At 39.3% G+C, this 22,096-nt stretch carries 18 protein-coding genes; 5 read left to right on the top strand and 13 right to left on the bottom strand.

Going from position 1 to position 22,096, the window contains the following annotated elements; all coding sequences use genetic code 11:
- Positions 1-69: 69 nt before the first annotated feature.
- From GXP67_RS22365 to GXP67_RS22390, 6 genes are all read right to left on the bottom strand, one after another.
- On the bottom strand, positions 70-1,548 hold the full coding sequence (locus GXP67_RS22365; RefSeq protein ID WP_162445172.1) for a bifunctional phytoene desaturase/3,4-desaturase: 1,479 nt from the start codon (positions 1,546-1,548) through the stop codon (positions 70-72).
- Positions 1,549-1,700: 152 nt separating this feature from the next.
- A complete protein-coding gene (locus tag GXP67_RS22370) occupies positions 1,701-2,213 on the bottom strand; it encodes an RNA polymerase sigma factor (protein ID WP_162445173.1) in 513 nt (170 codons plus the stop codon).
- A 296-nt stretch (positions 2,214-2,509) separates the two neighbouring features.
- A complete protein-coding gene (locus GXP67_RS22375; RefSeq protein WP_162445174.1) occupies positions 2,510-3,277 on the bottom strand; it encodes a LytR/AlgR family response regulator transcription factor in 768 nt (255 codons plus the stop codon).
- Positions 3,278-3,307: 30 nt separating this feature from the next.
- The gene (locus tag GXP67_RS22380; RefSeq protein WP_162445175.1) at positions 3,308-4,141 is read right to left on the bottom strand and encodes an amidohydrolase family protein; all 834 of its coding nucleotides are present in this window, start codon (positions 4,139-4,141) and stop codon (positions 3,308-3,310) included.
- A 123-nt stretch (positions 4,142-4,264) separates the two neighbouring features.
- Positions 4,265-4,603, bottom strand: a complete 339-nt coding sequence (locus tag GXP67_RS22385; protein WP_162445176.1) for an L-rhamnose mutarotase — start codon at positions 4,601-4,603, stop codon at positions 4,265-4,267.
- A 47-nt stretch (positions 4,604-4,650) separates the two neighbouring features.
- Complete coding sequence (locus GXP67_RS22390) at positions 4,651-5,511, bottom strand: fumarylacetoacetate hydrolase family protein (RefSeq protein WP_162445177.1); 861 nt, start codon at positions 5,509-5,511, stop codon at positions 4,651-4,653.
- Between the two features lie 222 nt (positions 5,512-5,733).
- On the opposite strand from GXP67_RS22390, the gene GXP67_RS22395 reads away from it, so the two are divergent.
- Positions 5,734-6,576, top strand: coding sequence for a fumarylacetoacetate hydrolase family protein (locus GXP67_RS22395; RefSeq protein WP_162445178.1), 843 nt, complete (start codon positions 5,734-5,736; stop codon positions 6,574-6,576).
- A gap of 65 nt (positions 6,577-6,641) precedes the next feature.
- On the opposite strand, the gene GXP67_RS22400 is transcribed toward GXP67_RS22395, so the two are convergent.
- Entirely contained in the window at positions 6,642-9,845 is a 3,204-nt protein-coding gene (locus tag GXP67_RS22400; RefSeq protein WP_162445179.1) for a PQQ-dependent sugar dehydrogenase, read from the bottom strand.
- Between the two features lie 363 nt (positions 9,846-10,208).
- Positions 10,209-12,962, bottom strand: a complete 2,754-nt coding sequence (locus GXP67_RS22405) for a PQQ-dependent sugar dehydrogenase (RefSeq protein ID WP_162445180.1) — start codon at positions 12,960-12,962, stop codon at positions 10,209-10,211.
- Positions 12,963-13,400: 438 nt separating this feature from the next.
- On the opposite strand from GXP67_RS22405, the gene phhA reads away from it, so the two are divergent.
- Positions 13,401-14,138 (top strand): phenylalanine 4-monooxygenase, encoded by a 738-nt coding sequence (gene phhA / locus GXP67_RS22410; protein WP_162445181.1) that lies wholly within the window; start codon positions 13,401-13,403, stop codon positions 14,136-14,138.
- Between the two features lie 128 nt (positions 14,139-14,266).
- Here phhA and GXP67_RS22415 read toward each other — a convergent pair whose 3' ends face one another.
- The gene (locus GXP67_RS22415; RefSeq protein WP_162445182.1) at positions 14,267-14,818 is read right to left on the bottom strand and encodes a T9SS type A sorting domain-containing protein; all 552 of its coding nucleotides are present in this window, start codon (positions 14,816-14,818) and stop codon (positions 14,267-14,269) included.
- 724 nt (positions 14,819-15,542) lie between these two features.
- Between GXP67_RS22415 and xseA the strand changes: the two genes are divergently transcribed.
- Positions 15,543-16,673, top strand: coding sequence for an exodeoxyribonuclease VII large subunit (xseA, locus tag GXP67_RS22420; RefSeq protein WP_162445183.1), 1,131 nt, complete (start codon positions 15,543-15,545; stop codon positions 16,671-16,673).
- 11 nt (positions 16,674-16,684) lie between these two features.
- Here the strand turns inward: xseA and pyrE are convergent, their stop codons facing one another.
- Positions 16,685-17,335, bottom strand: coding sequence for an orotate phosphoribosyltransferase (gene pyrE, locus GXP67_RS22425; RefSeq protein ID WP_162445184.1), 651 nt, complete (start codon positions 17,333-17,335; stop codon positions 16,685-16,687).
- A gap of 235 nt (positions 17,336-17,570) precedes the next feature.
- On the opposite strand from pyrE, the gene GXP67_RS22430 reads away from it, so the two are divergent.
- On the top strand, positions 17,571-18,254 hold the full coding sequence (locus tag GXP67_RS22430) for an NUDIX hydrolase (RefSeq protein ID WP_162445185.1): 684 nt from the start codon (positions 17,571-17,573) through the stop codon (positions 18,252-18,254).
- Positions 18,255-18,376: 122 nt separating this feature from the next.
- Here the strand turns inward: GXP67_RS22430 and GXP67_RS22435 are convergent, their stop codons facing one another.
- The 3 genes from GXP67_RS22435 to GXP67_RS22445 all read right to left on the bottom strand — a co-directional run bounded on the left by GXP67_RS22435 (position 18,377) and on the right by GXP67_RS22445 (position 20,463).
- The gene (locus GXP67_RS22435) at positions 18,377-19,270 is read right to left on the bottom strand and encodes a DUF3822 family protein (protein WP_162445186.1); all 894 of its coding nucleotides are present in this window, start codon (positions 19,268-19,270) and stop codon (positions 18,377-18,379) included.
- 2 nt (positions 19,271-19,272) lie between these two features.
- Complete coding sequence (locus GXP67_RS22440; protein WP_162445187.1) at positions 19,273-19,860, bottom strand: hypothetical protein; 588 nt, start codon at positions 19,858-19,860, stop codon at positions 19,273-19,275.
- Positions 19,861-20,097: 237 nt separating this feature from the next.
- A complete protein-coding gene (locus GXP67_RS22445; protein WP_232064539.1) occupies positions 20,098-20,463 on the bottom strand; it encodes an NUDIX domain-containing protein in 366 nt (121 codons plus the stop codon).
- A gap of 181 nt (positions 20,464-20,644) precedes the next feature.
- On the opposite strand from GXP67_RS22445, the gene GXP67_RS22450 reads away from it, so the two are divergent.
- Positions 20,645-22,057, top strand: a complete 1,413-nt coding sequence (locus tag GXP67_RS22450; protein WP_162445188.1) for an ATP-dependent DNA helicase — start codon at positions 20,645-20,647, stop codon at positions 22,055-22,057.
- The last annotated feature ends 39 nt before the right edge of the window (positions 22,058-22,096 follow it).

Genomic DNA, 22,096 nt, shown 5'->3' on the forward strand with positions numbered 1-22,096 from the left:
ATAATCATTTGATTAGCCTTATCCTAATTTTGTTAAAACTAAATGGATAAAACGCCAGAGCTCTCTGATTTACCGGCCATATTCCTTTCGTATTTCTTCAGCAACTACCTGTCCGGAAATGAGAGAAGGTGGTACGCCAGGTCCTGGCACAGTAAGTTGTCCGGTATAGTAGAGGTTTTTAACCTTTTTGCTTTTTAACGATGGTTTTAGTATAGCGGTTTGCATCAACGTATTGGCCAGGCCATAGGCATTTCCTTTAAAAGCATTATAATCCGCTTTAAAATCCTGGTGGGCGTAACTGCGCTTGAATATCACTGCATTCCTGATGGGTTGCCCGGTTAGTTTCTCCAGACGATTCATCACCATCTCATAATATTTTTCCCGGATCGCAGGCGTATCTTCCAGTTCGGGCGCTACCGGAATCAGGATAAACACATTTTCACATCCTTCCGGCGCTACACTCACATCTGTTTTGGAAGGAACCGACACATAAAACAAAGGTCTGGAAGGCCACCTGGGTATTTCGTAAATCTCCCGGGCATGTATCTTAAAATCTTCATCGAAGAAAAGATTGTGATGCCTTAGATTCTGAAGCCGTTTGTTAATCCCCAGGTAAAAGATAAGAGAAGAGGGAGCCATTATCCGTTTGTTCCAGTAGTCTTCAGTATAACTCTGAGAACCAGCAGGCAGCAGGTTTTTTTCCACATGGTGATAATCTGCCCCGGCAACAATAATATCTGCCTCATATTCCTGATTTTGAGTGATTACTTTATTGGCAATTCCCTGTGCTACCTCTATTTTCTGTACATCCGCATTATAGATAAACTGTACACCTTTCTCTTCAGCTAGTTTTACCATTCCTTCTACAATTTTATGCATACCCCCCATCGGGTACCAGGTGCCTAAACTAATATCTGCATAATTCATCAGGCTGTATAATGCCGGCGTATTCTCCGGCACAGCGCCGAGAAATAAAACTGGAAACTCCATCAGCTTGAGAATTTTCTCATGGTGGAAAAACTTTCGGATATGCTGATGAAACGATTGAAAAACATCCATACGGAACACGTCAATCAGTAGCTTAAAGTCGATGAATTCGGTGAGCGAACGGCTGGGTTTATACACCAGGTTGTTAATACCTACTTTATATTTATACGCCGCCTGTTCCAGAAAAGCCTGTAATCTGGTGCTGCTACCAGGTTCGAATGATTCAAAAAGCGCATACAATTCCTTCAGTTCAGCCGGTATATCTACAAACTCATTTTCTCCAAAAATTACTGTATAAGAAGGATCAAGCCGGATTAGCTGGTAATAATCAGAGGTGCTTTTGCCAAACCGGTTAAAATAGGATTCAAATACATCTGGCATCCAGTACCAGCTGGGACCCATATCGAAAGTAAATCCTTCCGCCTGAAAAACTCTTGCTCTTCCTCCAGGGCCTTCGTTTTTTTCCAGTACAGTTACCTGAAATCCTTGAGTAGCCAGTGTAGTTGCAGCAGCAATGCCTGCGAATCCAGAACCAATAACGATTACTTTCTTTTTGGGCATCGTAGATGATTGAAAAATGAGAAGATGAAAAAATGATAACATTAGCCATAAGCTAAGAAACTTCTGTAAGCAATGGCTTTTAAAACAAAACTTCCTAAACTAATTAAAGTTTAGGAAGCAGGAAACTAAATTTATATAAGCGATACAAATGGTTAATTGCTATAGGTATATTGTGTTAACGAATCTTTAAGCTCTTTACGGGCAATATGAATCCGGTTTTTAACGGTCCCAATCGGAATATTGAGCTTCTCAGCAATTTCATGGTACTTAAATCCGCGGAAGTGCATAATAAAAGGCATTCTGTATACCTCATCGAGGCTTTTGAGTGCTGCACTGATGTCTTCCATTTTAAAAGTGGAATACGCCAGGTTTTCTGTTATGCTGTCCTGCGAGTTAATGTAATGTAGGTTGCTGGTTGTATCTACAAAAGTTTTTTTCCGAACCAAACGCTGATAATTGGTAATGAAGGTATTCTTCATAATGGTATACAGCCATGCTTTCAGGTTGGTACCTTCGGCAAACTTGTCCCGGTTGGTAAAAGCTTTCATCAATGTTTCCTGCAACAGATCATTGGCATCTTCGGCATCCTTTGTCAATCTTAAAGCGAAAGGCTTAAGAGACTTGGTTAATGTATTGATGGAATAGGTGAACTCAATTGCTGTCATAACAGTGGGAGTTTTGTGTAAGCAAATATACGTAACATTAAACAAAATAGTCAAGTTTTGTTTAATGTTTTTTATGTATATCTTAAACAAAATGTAATATACCATCATTATAAATACAACCGCTTTCTAAGAAATATATAACATGCTTGCTGCTTGAATAAATACTTTAGACCTATATATTAAAATAAGCCTAATTTTATATAAAAAATTAATTTGTTCAGAAAGAAGTATTTTTAATATAGGCAAATACTTAGGAGATGGTTACCGTAACAATGTTTAAAGATTTGTAATTAAATTTAAACATCAAGCCATCTTTTAAATGTGCTTGCCCGTTCCCGGCTTACCAATACTTCCTGTACAGGAGAAGGCTGTAAGGTGAGTTTAAGTTTACCATTGAAATACTGGTTGATGTTTTTTATAGACTGGATATGTGCCAGAAACTGGCGGTTGAGCCGAAAAAAATCTTTCGGATTCATCATTGGTTCGAGTTCATCGAGAGAATGGTCGGCAATATATTTTTTGTTATCCATCGTAATAATGAGTACAATTTTCTCTTCGGCCATAAAATAGGCAATCTCTGTAGATGGAATGAATATAAGTCGATCGCCTATTTTTACCAGAAACCTGGACTTATAAGTAGGTTGTTCTGGCCGGAGGGTTTTCAGCAGGCTTTCTAAATTTTTCCGTTCTGTTTGACGGGTAAATTGTTCTTTTAATGTATTCAACTTCTGTATACTTTCGGCTAAGGCGGAGATTTCTACCGGTTTGAGTAGATAATCAATACCATTAGCCTTAAAAGCTTGTAAGGAATACTCATCATAAGCTGTCGTAAATATAACAGGTGCTTGTATGGTGGTGCGGGAGAAAATCTCAAAACTCAGCCCATCGGCCAGTTGAATATCCATAAAAATGAGGTCTGGAGCCGGATTTGTATTCAGCCATTGTACAGAAGAAATAATACTATCTGTAGTAGCTATAATTTCCAGAGAGGAATCAACATCTTTGAGCAGCAATTGTAATCTTCTGGCGGCAGGTGCTTCGTCTTCAATGATAAGTACTTTCATACGTTGAATGTACTTATAAAAAGGAGAATGCTATACTTTCAATCCATAAAACCCGATGGCATTACGGCCCAGTATCCGGGCTTGCTCGTCTGTGGATAAAGTAGAAATAAATTCCTGCACCAACTGCATCACTTGTGAATATTCGCCGGCTACTTTACAAACCGGCCAGTCGGAACCAATCATGAGCCGGTTGGGACCAAAAGCTTCCAGTACAGTTTCCAGATAGGGTGTAAAATCGCTTTTCTTCCATTGCTTCCAGTTTGCCTCCGTTACCATGCCCGAGAGTTTACAATATACATTTTCATGTGCGGCCAGCCTGCGGATGTTTGTATCCCATGGCTCAGTGATATGATCTTTTATAAATGGTTTGGCAATATGATCAAGTACGAATTTCTGTCTGGGAAAAGTAGCAACAAACTCAATGGCAGCAGGGAGTTGTTTAGGATAGATGAGAATATCGTAGGTAAGCTTAAATTTTTCAAGTAAACTCACTCCTTTTTTGAATGCAGGTTTTAGTAAAAAATGGTCATCTGGTTCTGCTTGTACCACATGGCGGATGCCACAAAGTTTGGGATGCCTGGCAAATACCGACAATCGTTCTTCCACATTTGCTGCCTGCAAATCTATCCAGCCCACTACTCCTTTGATAAAAGAATAATGATCGGCCAGATCCAATAAAAAATGGGTTTCCTCTTCAGTTTGTGGAGCCTGTACGGCCACACTTCCGTCAAATCCGGCTTTCTTCAGTTCTGGTTGCAGATCTGGCGGCAAAAAATCCCGCCGGATAACAGACATTTCTTCAGAAATCCATCCGTATTCCTGTGGTGTATATTTCCAGAAGTGCTGATGTGCATCTATTTTCATAGGATAAGTAGTTAATGGTCAATAATCATTAGTGAATTGTGTCAATAGTATGTTATCTATAGGTTCAACAGCGAAATAGCTGCTCTTACAACTTAACCAATGATTTATTGACCAATAACCATTTTAATGTGGCATTTGAAAAATCAGTTCCATATCTGCCCAGTGTTCATCTGGTTTGGCTTCCGGCGCCTTCTCCTGGAAAGTTTTCATCAACTCTTCCCATTCCTCGTTTTTGGGATGTAAACTTAAATATTTGTCAAAGTCCGTATTCGGATCAAAAGCATCCGTGGTGGTCATCAGCATAAATAGTCTTCTGCCAATCATCCATATTCTGATATCTTCTACCCCTACCTTCCGGAATGATTGTACTACTTCCAGCCAGATATGGTTATGATAATGCAGATAGGTGGCGATCAAATTGGGATCGTTTTTAAGCAGGATAGTTTTAGCAAATTGCTTCATGGCTGATAGAGTAAACAGCTGGTGGAAAATACAAAACAATACATCTGTTAATTACCAGAATATGCTTTCACCTGCTGTTTAGAAGAGCCAAGTCCATCGATGCCTAATTCCACTACATCACCGGCTTTGAGGTAAATTTGCGGATTGAACCCTAATCCTACGCCTGCCGGTGTACCAGTAGAAATAATATCGCCAGGCAGTAAAGTCATAAACTGGCTGATATAGCTTACCAGAAAAGGAATGTTGAAAATCAGGTTGGAAGTAGAGCCATTCTGCATGGTTTTGCCATTCACCGTAAGCCAGAGCCGGAGGTTGTGTACATCTGTAATTTCGTCTTTGGTAGCCAGAAAAGGCCCTACCGGAGCAAAAGTATCGCAACTTTTTCCTTTCACCCACTGTCCGCCCCGTTCCAGCTGAAAAGCCCGTTCGCTGTAGTCGTTGTGTAATACATAGCCGGCTACATATTCCATTGCCTCCGATTCAGCTACATAGGTAGCTTTTTTCCCGATTACTACGGCCAGTTCTACTTCCCAATCGGTTTTCTGGCTGTTTTTCGGAATAATCAGATCATCGTTGGGGCCACAGAGAGAGGTAGTAGCTTTGAAAAACAGAATGGGTTCTGCCGGAACCGCCATTTTGCTTTCTGCAGCATGGTCTTTATAATTCAATCCTACACAAATAATTTTACTGGGACGGGCAATAGCCGAGCCTAAGCGTACCTGATCGTTTACGACTGGGGCTGTACTGGCTTGTGCAGAAGCCCAGGTTTGTAGCCGTTTTAATCCATCGGAGGCAAAAAAATGCTCGGTGTAATCTTCTCCAAAAGCACTAGCATCTATTTTTCTGCCATCAGGTAAAATCAAACCTGGTTTTTCTTGTCCGGGTACACCGAAGCGGAATAGTTTCATAAGTAGAGGTATAGAGGTTTATAAAAACTGGTCACTGGTCAGTCGTCATTGGCTGTTGACCAATGATTATTGATAATGATTAAGGCCAATATTAAAAAAAATAATGCAAAAGGAAGATGGAATATTTAAAATTTCATTTACTTGAAATCCCAGAAGCCTGCTCTGAAAGTTTGCTTTCTTTGATTAAGAATAACTGATGATAGAGTCTTAACTTTTAAACACATGAAGATATACAAAGTACAAAGCGGAATTTTGATAGAATACAATCGTCAATATTATGAATTGACAAACCAGAACTGGGATCATTTTATTAACCGGGACGATTTATATGAACAGGTAGAAGCATGGATAGGGAAGTCACAACAGCTTACGGAAGCAGCAGCGCAAACTAAACTGGCCAATGAATTACTGGCTCCCATCGGAAATCAGGAAGTATGGGCATCCGGTGTAACTTATATGAGGAGTAAGGTAGCCCGTCAGGAAGAATCCAAAGAAGCCGGAGGAGGTGATTTCTATGATAAGGTATATAATGCCCCACGTCCGGAATTGTTTTTCAAAGCTACCCCTCACAGGGTGGTCGGTTCAGGGCATGGCGTAAATATCCGGAAAGATTCTACCTGGAATGTACCTGAACCAGAACTCACGCTGGTAATAACATCCAGTGGAAAAATTGTGGGATATACGATTGGCAATGACATGAGTTCGAGAAGTATTGAGGGCGAAAATCCTTTGTACTTGCCCCAGGCAAAAACCTATGATAAAAGTTGCGGCCTGGGCCCTTGCATTTTTGTAAGCCAGAAACCGCTACCCCGCAATTCCAGAATAGAATTGATCATTATGAGAAACACAAAAGCAGTTTTTAAAGGAGAAATTACCCTGGAAAATCTGAAACGGAAAGAAGAGGAACTAGTAGAGTATTTGTACAGGGAAAGCAGTTTCCCAGCAGGTTGTTTCCTGCTAACCGGCACCGGCATTGTACCAGACAATGATTTTACCTTGCTCAGTGGCGACCAGATTCATATCTCAATTGATCATATTGGTAAACTAATAAATTCAGTGAATTAAACTTTGCCATATAAAACAAAAAGCGGACTATGATGTAGTCCGCTTTTGTTTTACAGGTATATAAGCTATTTAACAATAGTGATCCGTTTAGAGAAGGAATGAGAAGGAGTGGAGATTTGTAACAAATAAGAACCGGCTTTCAAACTATGCACCGGCAAACTGAGCAGATGCTCTCCTTGTTCCAGCTGATAAAGCTGTCCTTGTACCGGCCTTGATAACACATCGGTTAAAGTCAACTTCACTTGTCCGGCCTGACTGTTAAAGAGTTTAACAGAAAGCTTATCTGAAACAGGATTAGGAAATACGTCCATCTGCAAATTGGCTAGTTTGCCTGCTGAAGCCACTCTGGCGCTAGCACTCACCTGTTTTATATCCACAAAAGAGATCTTGGCATTGACTGCATCAGGGGCAGGTTTGATGGTGAGTCTGCCATCAGTCACTTCTACCGTTACTTCATACTCATCTACCGCATCATAGCTGTCTTCATCAACAACTACTTCTCCTTCAATAGACAAGTCGTTAATTTGATTGGTGTACAACGGATCGCTACATACTACTGTGACCTGATAGATGCCATCGGGCAAAGCTATTTGCCAAATGGCATCTGATTGAGGCTCCTTCTGCATGTGGTTGAGGGTATAATACCGGCTATCTGAACTAACAATAGGTCCCCGGTCACGGGTATGAAAAGTAGTCTGATTCCATCCGTAAGTAAAGCCATTTCCCCGGTTAGCAAACACTTCTCCCATATCAGCCAGATAGCCGGAGGGAACATCTGAACTAGATGGCTGAAAATTGATTTTGACCATTACCAGATCATCAGGAGTATCGCTTTTAATGCGATAGAAAGCAGACACCGGAACTTGCCTTTTGCTTATTGTCCTACTTTGATAAGCCACATCCAGTACTTGGCCACCTATGTTTTGGAAGTAATTTAGACTGAAAGCATGTTTACCTGCTTTCAGTCCAATTGTACCTGAGCGTTCTTCACGGGAATGTAACCCATCATTATCCACTACGAGTGTATTGCCAATAAAGAACTGACTGCCATCATCAGAAATTGTGTAGAAAGTATATTCTCCATCTGCTGGTACTTGAATATAGCCTGTAAACCGGAAGCCAAAGTTTTCTGCCCTGTTAGCTGCAGAAAGATCAACATCTGTAATAGTGCCAGTCTTTAAAGCTGAGAGAGAAGCAAAGTTAGGTAAATTGTTCCAGTCGCCTTCATAATAACTATAGTTAAGGCCATTGACTGTATTAATAGGATTTTCTGGATTGCGTAAGCTGCTAGTAACTTGTTTGAAAATAGCTGTGTAAGTACTATTGTCCTCTGGGAATTCAATTGTTTGGTTACGGCTGCCCCCATGAGCCCAACGATCGAAGGTATACTCAGTGTTATTCAGTGTTTGGATAGCATCTGCTCCAATGGAGCGCAACAGCCCCTCTACACCCTCTACAGAAGTAGGAGCCGTAACAGGTTGCCCATCTAAGGTGAGTTCTAATCCGGCAGGTTGGGTAGTTAATGTAATAGTAGTTGTTCTTGGATAAATATCCCGGTAGGTTTTATGAGTGGCACCTTCAGAATCGGTTACGGTTAAGAATATTCTGTACCAAACATCAGCGCTGGTTTCTCCACTGGCAGGAATGATAAAACTTCCGTTTTTTACTCCTGTGGCAACGGGAGGGCCATCGTGGGAATGGGTATCATGGTGAAAGACCACTTCCCAGCTAAAAGCACTGGCAGGTAATGTACCATCTTCGGCATCAGTAGCTGAGCCTGAAAAGTTAATAGTTTGTCCGGCTGAATATAGCGCTCCATTAGCTGGAGTAATGATACTTGCTTCAGGAACCGTATTGGCACGTATTGTTAAAATAGCCGCACGGCTGGTTACATTACCCACTGCGTTTTTTACAATTACCCGGTATTGACCTGCATCCTCAATAGCAGTGTTTGAAATAGAATAGGTAGCAGAGGTAGCACCAGCTATATTTACTCCGTTTTTCTGCCATTGGTATTGTAATGGGCCGGTACCTGATGCACTTACTGTAAAGGAAACCTGTTCTCCCACAGAAACAGCAACATCATCTGGCTGGTTATATATACTAGGTGCTGTATTGTTGCTATTATATACAATCTTATAAAGGGTGCCATTCGTACGGTTCAGATAGTACAAGTTACCATCCCGGCCAGTTGTAATACTCAATGACCCACTAGCTAGGCCTGTAGCAAAAGGTTGTTTGGTTACATTATCACTTAGATCCAGATAATTAATCCACCCATTGCAAAAGTCCTGAAAAAAGTATGTGCCTTTATACTGTGAAGGGTAATTGCCAGAAGCAGGGTCGAAAAAAGTTCCGCCTGTAATGGCACAGCCAATTCCATCTCCGGATTGAAGTAACCGCTGATACGTATATACTGGATTGTCATAAGCAGGATTTGCAGTTACCCCTTCCCTTCTGGGCCAGCCAAAGTTTTGCCCTTTGTTAGTAGCATCATTGATCTCTTCCCACCGTGATGATCCCACATCATTGACAAAGATTTTACCTGTGGTGGGATGAACACTAAAAGTAAAAGGATTTCTCAGGCCATATGCCCAAATTCTTCTTTGCTTGGCAGGACCGGACAGAAAGGGATTATCATCAGCAGCCGATCCATCTGGGTTGATACGTAGCAATTTACCGTGATAGTTATTTAAGTTTTGTGCTTCTTCTGGCCGGGCATTTTCTCCTACGGCCACATAGAGTTTGCCATCTTTTCCAAAGTGCATCGCTCCACCATTATGGTTAGTGGCCTTACTTAAAGGATCTAAATTTAATAGTATTTTTTCTGATCCGGCTACAGCAACATCTCCATTGGCGGTAAAGCGGCTAATGCGATTATTAGCCCCACTCGCTACCGTATAGTAAAGATACATATACCCATTAGTAGTAAAATTTGGATCAAGCGTGATCCCTATTAAGCCTCTTTCACCGGAGGCGTTTACTTTTAAGGTTACAAAAGGAGTATCTAATAATATTCCATTCTTAATTATCCGTAATCTTCCACTCTGCTCAGCCACAAATATACGCCCATCGGGTGCAAAAGCCATCACTGTTGGATTGGCAAGCTCGGTTGTTATACTAACCTGACTGAATCCGGCAGGAAATTTCTGGGAGTAAACCTGTGAAACAGAAAATAAAATAAATAGCACTCCTATAAGTGCCAACAAAAAAGGGGAGGTGCGAAAAGTTTTAAGGGAAAAAACTTTACTAAGGTAAGTGTACTTCATAATCAGGCGAATTACTTGTATGCGTATAAATAATTAATAAAAAGACAATAAAATTATATAAAATGAGTCATACTTTATAGAAAATTGATCGCTTATTTTTATGTAGCTCTTTTTTAAATGGTTACTAATAATTTTTTTTGCTTCGTATCTCATGAAAATCATATGTTCATAGATACAGCTAAAGCGAGTGTTTTTATTACCAAACTCCTGATTTAATTACCCTTTGAAAAGTCAGCAGAAAAATAGTTTTATCTTCATTGTATGAATCAAATGATATTAAGCATTGGTGAGATGTATATTGAAGTGGTAGCATAAAAAAAGCGAACCGTTTAAGGTTCGCTTTTTTTATGCATCCGGGAAAGATTACTTAACAATAGTAATCCGTTTAGAGAAGGAATGAGAAGGAGTGGAGATTTGTAACAAATAAGAACCTGCTTTCAAACTATGCACCGGCAAACTGAGCATGTGCTCTCCTTGTTCCAGTTGATAAAGCTGTCCTTGTACCGGCCTTGATAACACATCGGTCAACGTCAACTTCACTTGTCCGGCCTGACTGGTAAAGAGTTTGACAGAAAGCTTATCTGAAACAGGATTAGGAAATACCTCCATCTGCAAATTAGCTAGTTTGCCTGCTGAAGCCACTCTGGCACCAGCACTCACCTGCATGATATCTACAAAAGAGATCTTGGCATTGACGGCATCAGGGGCAGGTTTGATGGTGAGTCTGCCATCGGTCACTTCTACCGTTACCTCATACTCATCTACTTCATCATACCTGTCTTCATCGGAGAGGCGTTGATTTTCGATTAGTAAATGATTGATCTGATTAGTGTACAACGGATCGCTACAAACTACTGTAACCTGATAAGTGCCATCGGGTAAAGCTATTTCCCAAATAGCATCACTACCTTTTATCTTTTGCATATGATTAAGTGTAAGGTAACGCCTGTCGTATCCTGCCATTGGGTAGCGGTCTCTGGCATAAAAGGTAGTCTGATTCCATCCATAGCTAAAGCCATTGGCTCTATTGGCAAACACTTCTCCAATATCTGCTAAGTAACCTGTAGGCGTGGTTGAACTAGAAGGCTGAAAGTTGATGTTGACCTTTACCAGATCATCTGGGGTGTCAACTCGTTTGAAGACAGCAGTATAGGTGAGATTATCTTCTGGGAATGCAATGGTTTGGATGCGGCTTCCACCATGCTTCCAACGATCAAATATATACTCCTTACCATTCAAACTTTGGGTGGCAGCTGTCCCAATCGAACGTAAAATACCTTCTACTCCATCAATGGAAGTAGGCGTAGTTAATGGTTTACCATCGAATGTAATAGCCAGTCCGGCAGGTTCAGTAGCAAAATTGATAACAGAGGTTCTTGGATAAATATCCCGGTATATCTTGTGAGAAGCGCCTTTGGAATCTTTTACCGTTAAATATAACCTATACCATACACTTATTTCAGGTTCTCCTGTGTTAGGAATAACAAAAGTACCTTTCTTTTTTCCACTGCTTACTACTGGCATTTCATGCGTATGAGTATTGTGGTGGAACACGATATCCCAGGTAAAGGCACTGTCCGGCAGTTCCCCATCTTCTTCATCCGTAGCTGAACCTTCAAAAGAAAGTACTTGTCCTGCCTGATACTTACTCCCAGCAGTTGGGGTAATAATTACAGCAACCGGCGCATCATTATTAGTAGTGACAGACAGAATAGCTGCACGACTGGTTACACTTCCTGCGGTATTGGTTACAATCACCCGGTATTGACCTGCATCTTGAGGTTTTGTTTTCGAAATAGCATACTTTGCAGCCGTAGCACCAGGAATATCTTTTCCATTTTTTTGCCATTGGTATTGCAGGGTAGCTGTGCCTGATGCACTCACTGTAAAGGAAGTTGATTGTCCTTCAGCAACCGTAATATCATCCGGTTGGTTAGTGATTTGGGGTGCTTCTTGTTGTGTATAGGTAATTTTATACAAAATGCTATTCTTCCCATTCCTCGATAAATAGTACAAGTTGCCATCTGTACCTACCGTTAAGTATATATTGCCACTGCCAAGATCAGTTGCGAAAGGAACTTTAACAGCGCTATTATTCAGATCAAGCATGGCAATCCATCCGTTACAATATTCCTGAAAAATATATTTGCCTTTATAGGATGCAGGGTAATTAGTAGTAGCAGGGTTGAAAAATACACCTCCGGTAATGGCACATCCATGGTCATTGCCTGGCTCCAGAATACGCTGGTAAGAATAAAGGGGTGATACATAATCCGGATTTTTTCCTGGACCTTCTTCTGCCGGCCATCCAAAGTTAAGTCCGCCTTTGGTAGCATCATTTATTTCTTCGTAATAATCTGAACCCACATCGTTAATAAATAATTTACCGGTACCAGGCTGAATATCAAAAGAAAATCCATTTCTGATTCCATAAGCCCAGATCCGTTTTTTCTGTTCAGAATCATCTGCCCCTGTAAATGGATTATCAGAAGGTACACTTCCATCTGGGTTCACCCGGATAATTTTCCCGTGATAATTATTTAAATCCTGTGCCTGCTCTGGTTTGTATAAATCTCCGGTAGCTATGTATAATTTGCCATCTATGCCAAATTGAATCTGGCCCCCATTGTGATTAATTTCTGGTTTAATTTCATCGATCTCTACTATAACCTCTTCACTTTCTTTTTGTATAATATCTCCGTCGATTTTAAAGCGGCTTACCCGGGCATGTTTGGTTTTAATTATGATATAATACAGATAGATATATTGATTGTTTCGGAAGTTAGGGTCGAAAGTAATACCTATTATACTTTTGTTGCCTTTGGTTTCAGGCTCAATTTCTATTGCAGGTTCGGGTAGTAGGTTTCCATTTTTTATCACCCGCAAAATAGCACCTTGCCCTTGTTCAGCCACAAATATTCGCCCATCTGGTGCAAAAGCCATAGCAGTTGGGGTATCAAGTGTTTTTACAATACTGGTTTGAGTAAATCCGTCGGGAAATTGCTGAGAAAAACCTGAAGTAATAGCGAAGATGGTAATCCCTATACATAAGTAGAACTTTATAAAAAGCCTAACTGAACTTTTGAAAGTTGAAGAAGGCTGGTACTTATTTTTCATAGTATTTGTATTTTGTTGGCGATTAATGGCTGATGAAAACAAAAATAAAGCACTAAGTTAACACAAGTGCCTGAGACGAGAAAGCAGTTCCATGAAAAGGATTAGTTTCGTAAGTTATCTATTAATTTATGGCTTACAAAATGAACACATTAATTTTTCTATCTGTAGAGATGTTACAATGGTAAATTATATTTGCAGTCTGCTAACTTGCATTTTTGTTAATTAAAGTACATATTTACCCCATGAATAACTGCAGCAAATACTATTATTATCTAACCGGAAACTATACCCGGAAGATAATGCTTTGCTGAAGTTTGAACGCATTCAAAAAATTTACAAAAGCCTGGTCTTTCCGAAAGAGCAGGCTTTTTTTATGCTATTTCCTCATACAACTTTCCTTATAAATAATCTGTTTATTAACTTATATGCACGCTTTTTATGAAACAGCAATATGACAAGTATACTGCCGACGACCAGGAGGTCTGGCGTATTTTATTCAACAGGCAAATTAAAAAAATGCCAGGTGCCGCTACAGACGAATATTTAGCAGGCATGAAGCGCATAAAATTTACTGCCGAACGCATCCCCGATTTTGATGAAGTAAATCAGATTTTAAAAGATATTTCCGGCTGGCAATTATATGTAGTACCAGGATTGCTGCCTAATAAGGAATTTTTTGAACTCATGAAAAACCGCAATTTTTGCGCTACTACCTGGTTGCGTAAAAAGAGCCAGCTGGATTATCTGGAAGAGCCTGATATGTTTCATGATGTGTTTGGGCATGTACCGCTACTCACCAATACTGACCTATGTAATTTTCTGGTGGGCTTAAGTCAAATCGCTTTGAAATATATTGAAAATGAGCTGGCTATTGAGCTGGTTGCCAGATTATATTGGTATACAGTAGAATTTGGATTGATACGTGATAAAAATAAGTTGCGCATTTATGGCGCAGGTATTCTGTCTTCTGCCGGAGAAACAGAGTACTCATTAAAAAGCGATGTTCCCCTCAGAATTCCTTATAACGTAAAAGAAATCATCCGGACACCTTATATTAAGGATAAATTCCAGAGCCAGTATTTTGTAATTGATTCTTTCGAGCAGTTATTTAACTCAGTGGCAGATATTGATACATGCATTGCTGAAGAAATAAAAAATAGTCTTATCACTCAATAATAGAGCGATTCAGACTTCCTGTTTTTAATGCAAAAAGCCCTCACACTGCATGTAAGGGCTTTTCTGATAACACCTGAATTAATATTCCCAATAGAGTTTGCCAGTAAGCATCCGCTCTATGGTATAAGTTAAAATTGTTGAGTGCTGATGATTTCGTTTGAATTTCTGATTTCAAAAGTAAAATTATTGGCTTTTACTTTGGTCAGGTCGTATACTTTGCTGAAGCTATTAGTAGCATCGATATAATCAGTATATACAAGGGCTTTGGCTTCATCTAAAATATTTACTTGTAATACATCAGACTGGTTGCCAATCATGATCACCTGGAATTTTTTATCTGTTGGTAAGGCTTTTACTTTTACGTTTAATGGCTGTACAGTTTTGCTTACTTTGTGTATAAAAGGAACCATTACTTTTCCTTTGGCATCCTGTATTTCAATCAGATAGTTTCCTTCAGCAAGCGCAGAGAAGTTATATGGACGCATAAAGCCTTCTTCAACATTTTTCACACGGTCAGTCATAATGGTATTTCCTTTTGCATCTACAATAGATACATTCACTGTACCTGGAACTTCAGAAAGATAAACTAACTGGTAAACAGCACTTTTTCCGCTATTTCTGATAATGGCTTTGGCGTCAGATGATTTTTCGCGATCGTTGGCTAAAAGCATAGTGCTCATAACTGTTACAAGCAATGTTATTAATATTGATTTCGTTTTCATAATCTATTTTGTTTTTATCTGATACAAATGTAGGAAGGGTTTTTGTTAAAAAAATTCAATAATCAGGTATTATCTTACTTGGTTGTATTTTATAAATTTTCTTCTAATAATATAATGTATGCAATGTTTGAAAATATAACTTTTAATATTTATAATAGGTTCATATTTTATAATTTTTTTAATATATTATATTTTGATATGCTTTATATTTTGATCCATTGCAAATTTAATAAAATTATTAATATAACTAATAGCATAAACGCTCTTGCTAAGTAAATGTTTGTAAGATATGAATTATGTATATAAAGAGATTGGATTAATACAATAAATATTCTTTAATTATAATTTATTCTTGAAAACAGTCAAATGATATATTTGAATATGTATTGGATAAGTTATATTTATTATAAAGAAATGCAAGTTGTGTCTGAATTTAACCCGCCTTCAAATGAGAGAACAGGCTTTAAACAGATCAGATAGAGTAACTAGGCTGGCTAATTTTGCAGGAATCGGGAGAGTTAAGTATAATAACTCATAAAAAAAGATCGTCCACTAACTAAATTCACCACAGAAGACCTAACATTAGTTCGGGTTTTTCTAAATATGTATAGTTTCTTACAAATGAAATCCCGATTTTCGGCTTGGAATAATAATTCTATCAGGACACCTAAAGCTTTTTTACATGAATTACCTGTCTGTTGACTTATTAACCGTGAGAGATCTGACTTACCGGATCAAAGAAGTACTTGAGTATGACGATGAGTTGCAGGAAATTTACATACAGGGAGAAGTATCTAACTGTACACTGCATAGTTCCGGGCATGCCTATTTTACATTAAAAGATGAAGATGCACAGATTAGTTGTGTAATGTTCAGAGGAAGCATAACTGCAAAAACACGTGAGTTGCTCAAACAAGGCGCAAAGCTGATTGTGAAAGGCAGTGTAACGGTATATGCCCAGCGAGGCAATTATCAATTGCTGGTGCAGGAAGTGTATTCCTCGGGAATTGGGGATTTGTATCAGCAATTTTTATTATTGAAAGACAAACTACAGGCAGAAGGTTTATTTGATGAATCTCATAAAAAGCCTTTGCCTTTATTTCCATCCACTATTGGCGTAATTACTTCTCCCACCGGAGCTGTAATCAAAGATATAATGCAAACTATCCGGCGGAGGTATCCTTGTGTAAATCTGCTTATTGCACCGGCAATTGTACAAGGCGAACAGGCTCCGGTTTCCGTAACGGAGGCTTTACATACATTATGCGCCCGACCAGAAGTAGAGTTAATTATTATTGCCAGAGGCGGCGGTTCTATTGAGGACCTATGGTGTTTTAATAATGAATCTTTAGCCAGGGCAGTTTTTGCCTGCCAGACACCGGTAATTTCAGCTATTGGCCATGAAACGGATTTTACAATATTGGATTTTGTAGCTGATCTGAGAGCTGCTACTCCCACCGCCGCTGCTGAACATGCCGTCCCTGACCAGGCTGAGATGGGCGCATTATTATTTCAGATGAAAGCAGGCATTCATACTGCTGTCCGGTATAGCTTGTATCACCACATGCAGATTCTGGATGATATGGCTGAAAAAATCCATATGCAACGGCGTTATATATTTGCCCGGACCAGAAGTGAACTGGATTTATTACAGGCCACGCTTGAACAGTATAATCCCAAGGCTTTTTTAGATAAAGGATTTAGCCTGGTACTCAAAAATGGCAAAGTTGTAAAGTCGGTACAGGAGGTAAAAAGTGGTGATCCTTTACAAGTATTGTTGAAAGACGGGCAAATTAATGTAATTACAGAATAAAGCAGCGCTTATTATTGCATCCACTGACTGGGATTAGTACGCCATTCCTGTAAAGAAGCTATTTCTGAAGAAGCAATGTACTTGCCAGCTACTGCTTCTTCCAGTAATATATGGTAATTACTCAGGCAGAAGAGAGGGACTTGTTTATCAGTAAAATTCTGTGTGGCAGTTTCAAAACCATACGTAAAAATAGCGGCCATCCCTAACACTTCAAATCCGGCTTCACGCAAAGCATCCGCTACTTTTAGGGAACTTCCACCGGTAGAAATCAAATCTTCAATGATGACCACTTTTTGCCCTGGCGTAATTTTGCCTTCAATCATATTGCTCATGCCATGTTCTTTAGGTTTTGAGCGCACATATATAAACGGAAGTTGCAGCTTATCAGCTACCAAAGCACCTTGCGGAATGCCAGCCGTAGCCACTCCGGCAACTGCTTCTACCTGCGTAAATTCCTTTTGAATCAATATAGCCAGACTTTCTTTAATAAATGTACGTGCCTGAGGATAAGATAAAGCAAGCCGGTTGTCGCAATAAATAGGTGATTTCCAGCCGGAACTCCAGGTAAAAGGTTGCTGAGGTCGTAATTGTATGGCACCAATTTTAAGCAGGGTAGAGGCAACTTGCCTGGCAGTGGTGTCTTTTTCAATGGTGGTTTGCATGGAGCGAAGATAAACATTTAGCGTAAAAGCCGTATATATTCCAGGTAAATTATCTCATAGTAAGAATTAAGCTGAAGAAAAGGTAGAAATAGCAGCAAACAACAATTATAAGATGTGGGAAATTCACTTACTTGGATACCATATAATTATTGCATTGTTTTGCGGAAGTTCTATTCTATATTCCGGCAATTAGCTATATTAATCTCGTATATTCCTTAAACCTGTAACCTTATACATGAACTTATTTGTAAATGACAAGCCGGTCCGTTTTGTCAGCACAACTCACTACCAGACTGCCCGCTATGATGTAAAGTTAGATGGGCAGAATACACAGGTAAAAGCATCTCAATTGCAGGGCAATGTTGTCGTAATTGAACCTTCCGTGTTGTTACTATATAAGTTGTTTACACTGATGCGGGTAAAAAAACTCAAAAAGCTCATTTCCTTAACATTCATTACCCCCAGCAAAGCAGATATGATAAAAGTGGTGAAAAGCCAGTTTAAAATTGTAAAAGCGGCAGGTGGATTGGTGAGCAAAGGAGATCAGATTCTATTGATGTACCGGCTCAAAAAATGGGATTTGCCCAAGGGTAAACTTGATAAAGATGAAAAACCAAAAGCTGGTGCAATCCGGGAAGTAGAGGAGGAGTGCAATATCAGAGTAAAAGTTGAAAAAAAAATATGTTCTACCTGGCATACTTATACGCAAAACGGCAATAAAATCCTGAAGAAAACAAAGTGGTATGCCATGACCAGCCTGGATGATAGCCAGATGAAGCCTCAGGCCGAAGAAGATATTGAGCAACTAATCTGGGTAGACCGTACGCAGGCAAAAGTATTGCTTAGTAATTCTTATGAATCGGTAAGATATGTATTTGAGCAGTACTACAAAAAGCAAAAGGCATTGCAGGGAGAATAAATATAAGATTGTTGCAGCAGAAGTGAGGATGCAATAACTAATCATAATCCTAGAGAATAAGAAAGCCGCCTTAATAGGCGGCTTTCTTATTTGTATATAAATTTTAACCTCAGCATGCTTGTTTACTCACATAAATGAATAGAATATACATCGAAATACCGGTGATCGAGTACTTCATCAAATTTGTAGTTGAAGTTAATGGAAGAAGGCTTAGTACCGAATGTTATATTCCGGATATACCTATATAAATGACTGAATATTGCAGAGTCGTGGCTGAGTTCACCGTAGAGAATAACTTTACAGGTTTCAGGATCTAAATTTAATTCTCCGATTACCAGCATTACATAATAGCTAAAATCCTGCACACTCATATAATAAAAAGTATTACAGAATAATAATTGCTGTTGCTGGCTTACAATTATGGTTAGATACGACTGCTCCACAGAAATTATCACTTGTTTGGCAGCTACCTCTTTATTCTGAGACAAAGTACCTTCTATTAGCGCAGATGAATAATGTAACAGCTGAATTTGCTTATTCAGATAAATAGCCCTGAACCATTCCAGCGTTTGTTTATCGGCAGAAAAAACATTCGCAATCCCATAATTTTTGTGGATATAAAATAGATTTTGCTCTGGTTCAGAAGGGGGCTCTATACTATATTTTAGATATTGTGCAGCAGATTGCATTTTAAAAAGCGTCTCAGGAATGAGCGTAAAATGCTGATTTTTGAAAGAAAGATTTATTTTTTTCCAGAAACCGGCTTGTAACACCTGATGGTCATCATAAATCAGATTCAGCTGGTCGAGTAATTGTTCGGAAAAGAACAAGGAGGTAAAGCTGAAATCTTCGAGCCAGAGACATTTGCGCTGGGCATCGTCTATAACACAAAATCGGAAGCTATTGCTTCCGATTTGCAAGTTTAATGTATAGTCTGGTATGGAGTCGACACTGAATGCGTCGTCCTTAACTTTTTGATTCAGTTTAAATTTGGCTGTGATACTTTCTAATCCCATTACTAATCTTCCCAGTTTCCTGCTATTGTAGCTTCTTCTCTCGAACCTACTTTTAATGCCTTTTCATTTTTATTTTTTCTTCTCTCCGGATTCACAGGGGCTGTATCTTTAATCTCAAATACATTCACTTTTATATTATTACGATCAATGGTACCAGCGTAGATTTCAAATTGCTTTCCACCACTACCAGGAATTACAGACAGTGTGTTGGGATCAAAATCAGGATAGGTACTGGCAGGAAATAAAGAGTCTCTTACAGGTGTAGTTCCCAGGGTATCAATAATCACCCGTACCGATTCCACTCCTTGTGCATTAATACTATCTACAATCTCTTTACGCTGAATATTGAGGAATTTTCCGTTATTTATAAAATTGGTCAATTCAGACCAGCTGCCGGCATACTTGCCATTTACAGAATAATAACCCGCCTGAATATTTCTCAGCAGTTTTAATTTTTCAATTACACGGGCTTCAATACCGGCAATCCTGCGTTGCTCCAGAATAGGGCCGCGTATGCCATCGTACAATAGGTAACCTAAAATCAGGATAGGAATTAAAAGTACATACGTAAAAATCTTTGTCTTACTCATTTTGGTTTAAGTTTAATGCAAGTATAAAAATTTTAAAAAGTAAAATAAAGTAATATTTCGGGAAAATATATAAAAACACGAATGGAAGTTAAAAAAGCTGGTGTAAAAATCAGCTGGAGCTGTACAGGCAAATATAACCATTCATTTGCAAAATATCATATAAATTAGTAAAACCTTGAAAAAGAGAATGCATCTCTTGCGATTGATAGGTCTGTAGCTCTTGCAAAGCCATAAATTTCACCTCTTTGATAATCTGTTCCTGTAATTCGGGGTCTGTTCCCTGGCGTACTTCCCCTGCCAGCAAGTGTACTTCAAAAAAAGTTCTATGGCATGAAGCTCTTTTCCTATGAATTCATTCACAAATAAAAACCTACCGGTTTTTATTTGAAGCCCTGTTTCCTCTTTAAATTCCCGCTCTAATGTTTGGGCAGCAGATTCGCCAAAATGCATACCCCCGCCCGGCGGTGCCCAGAAAGTATTGGTTTTTCCCAGTCCTCTATGATTGACCAAGAGAATCTGATCGTCTTGCAGACAAATTCCACATACCCGTACCCTAAGTTTTTGACCAAATGTTTTTTTTACTTCCTCGGCAATGTCTGTCATAAGCAGATATAAGGTTATTATGTAACGGAAAAGGAGACAAAAATGGTACATACGCTGATTTTTCGAATAAATGCACGCATAAGAAATCTGGTTCTCGAAACTATCTTTTTAAATTAACCCAATATATTTCGTTTTGATTTTTTTAACACATAGATTTAAACTCTGAATACTGCCTATTTGTATGACTGTTTCTCCGGCCAAACTACTAGCCAAAAGATTTCCTTTTACCCCTACTACAGGCCAGGCCGATTTATTTAAACTGCTCGATTATTTTATTCTTGAAAAAGAAAAATACCGGCAGATATTTTTATTAAAAGGCTTTGCCGGTACCGGAAAAACGACTGTAGTAAGTACTCTGGTAAATATGGAGCGTAAATTCGGCTACCGTTATATACTGCTTGCACCTACTGGCAGAGCCGCAAAAGTAATGGCCAATTATTCCAAACAGAAAGCATTCACCATTCATAAAAAGATTTACTGGCAAACCGCCGATCCTTATACAGGGAACCTGGTGTTTGAACGGCAGAAAAACTACCATACCAATACCATTTTTATCGTAGATGAAGCCTCTATGATTTCGGATGAAGCAGACTTTATCGGAGGAAATGGGCTGCTTGCCGACTTAATAGATTATGTGTTTGAGGATGAAAGCAATAAACTCATGCTCATTGGCGATACTGCCCAGTTGCCCCCAGTGGGACGGGCGGCAAGTCCGGCATTGGATGGGGAATACTTAAAGGTAAATTTCGATGTGAGTGTTCTGGAAAAAGAGCTGGAAGAAGTAATGCGCCAGGACGAACAATCTGGTATATTGATTAATGCGACTGCCTTACGAAATGTATTGCTGCAGAATTCTAACCAGATTAAACTGCATACCAAGTACTTCCCAGATATATATCAGATGACCGGTGAAAAGCTGGAAGATGGACTTCGGTATGCTTACGATAAGTTTGGTATTGAAAACACAATCATCATTTGCCGTTCCAATAAAGCCGCTACCCAGTACAACCAGTTTATCCGCCGGGCGATACATTTCAGCGAAAATGAAATTGATGTGGGCGATTTTTTGATGGTAGTCCGGAATAATTATATAGCTCTTGGTGAAGATGCGCCAGCCGGATTTCTGGCAAATGGAGATTTTGTAGAAATCATGAAAGTAAGTTCTATTGAAGATATGTATGGATTCCGGTTTGCTAACCTGCAGCTCCGCCTGACAGATTATCCCGAACAACCGGAGTTTGAAGCTAAAATTATGCTCAATACTCTTCACTCCTATACGCCAGGACTCAGCCAGGAAGATAATAGGAAATTATACGACAATGTACTGGCCGATTATATGTACATCCGTTCTAAAAAGGAACGCAATGAAGTGGTGAAGCGAGATCCCTATCTGAATGCATTACAGGTAAAGTTTGCCTATGCATTAACGTGTCATAAGTCGCAGGGCGGACAATGGAATGCCGTTTTTGTTGACCAGGGATACCTCACGGAAGATGCAGTAAATACAGAATTTTTACGCTGGCTGTATACAGCCATGACCAGAGCAACTAATCAACTTTTCCTGATGAATTTTGATGCCAAATTCTTTTTGTAATGATCGGTAGTAAGTTCAAATCCCAACAAAGTATGGATT

Source organism: Rhodocytophaga rosea (assembly GCF_010119975.1).
Lineage (GTDB): Bacteria > Bacteroidota > Bacteroidia > Cytophagales > 172606-1 > Rhodocytophaga > Rhodocytophaga rosea.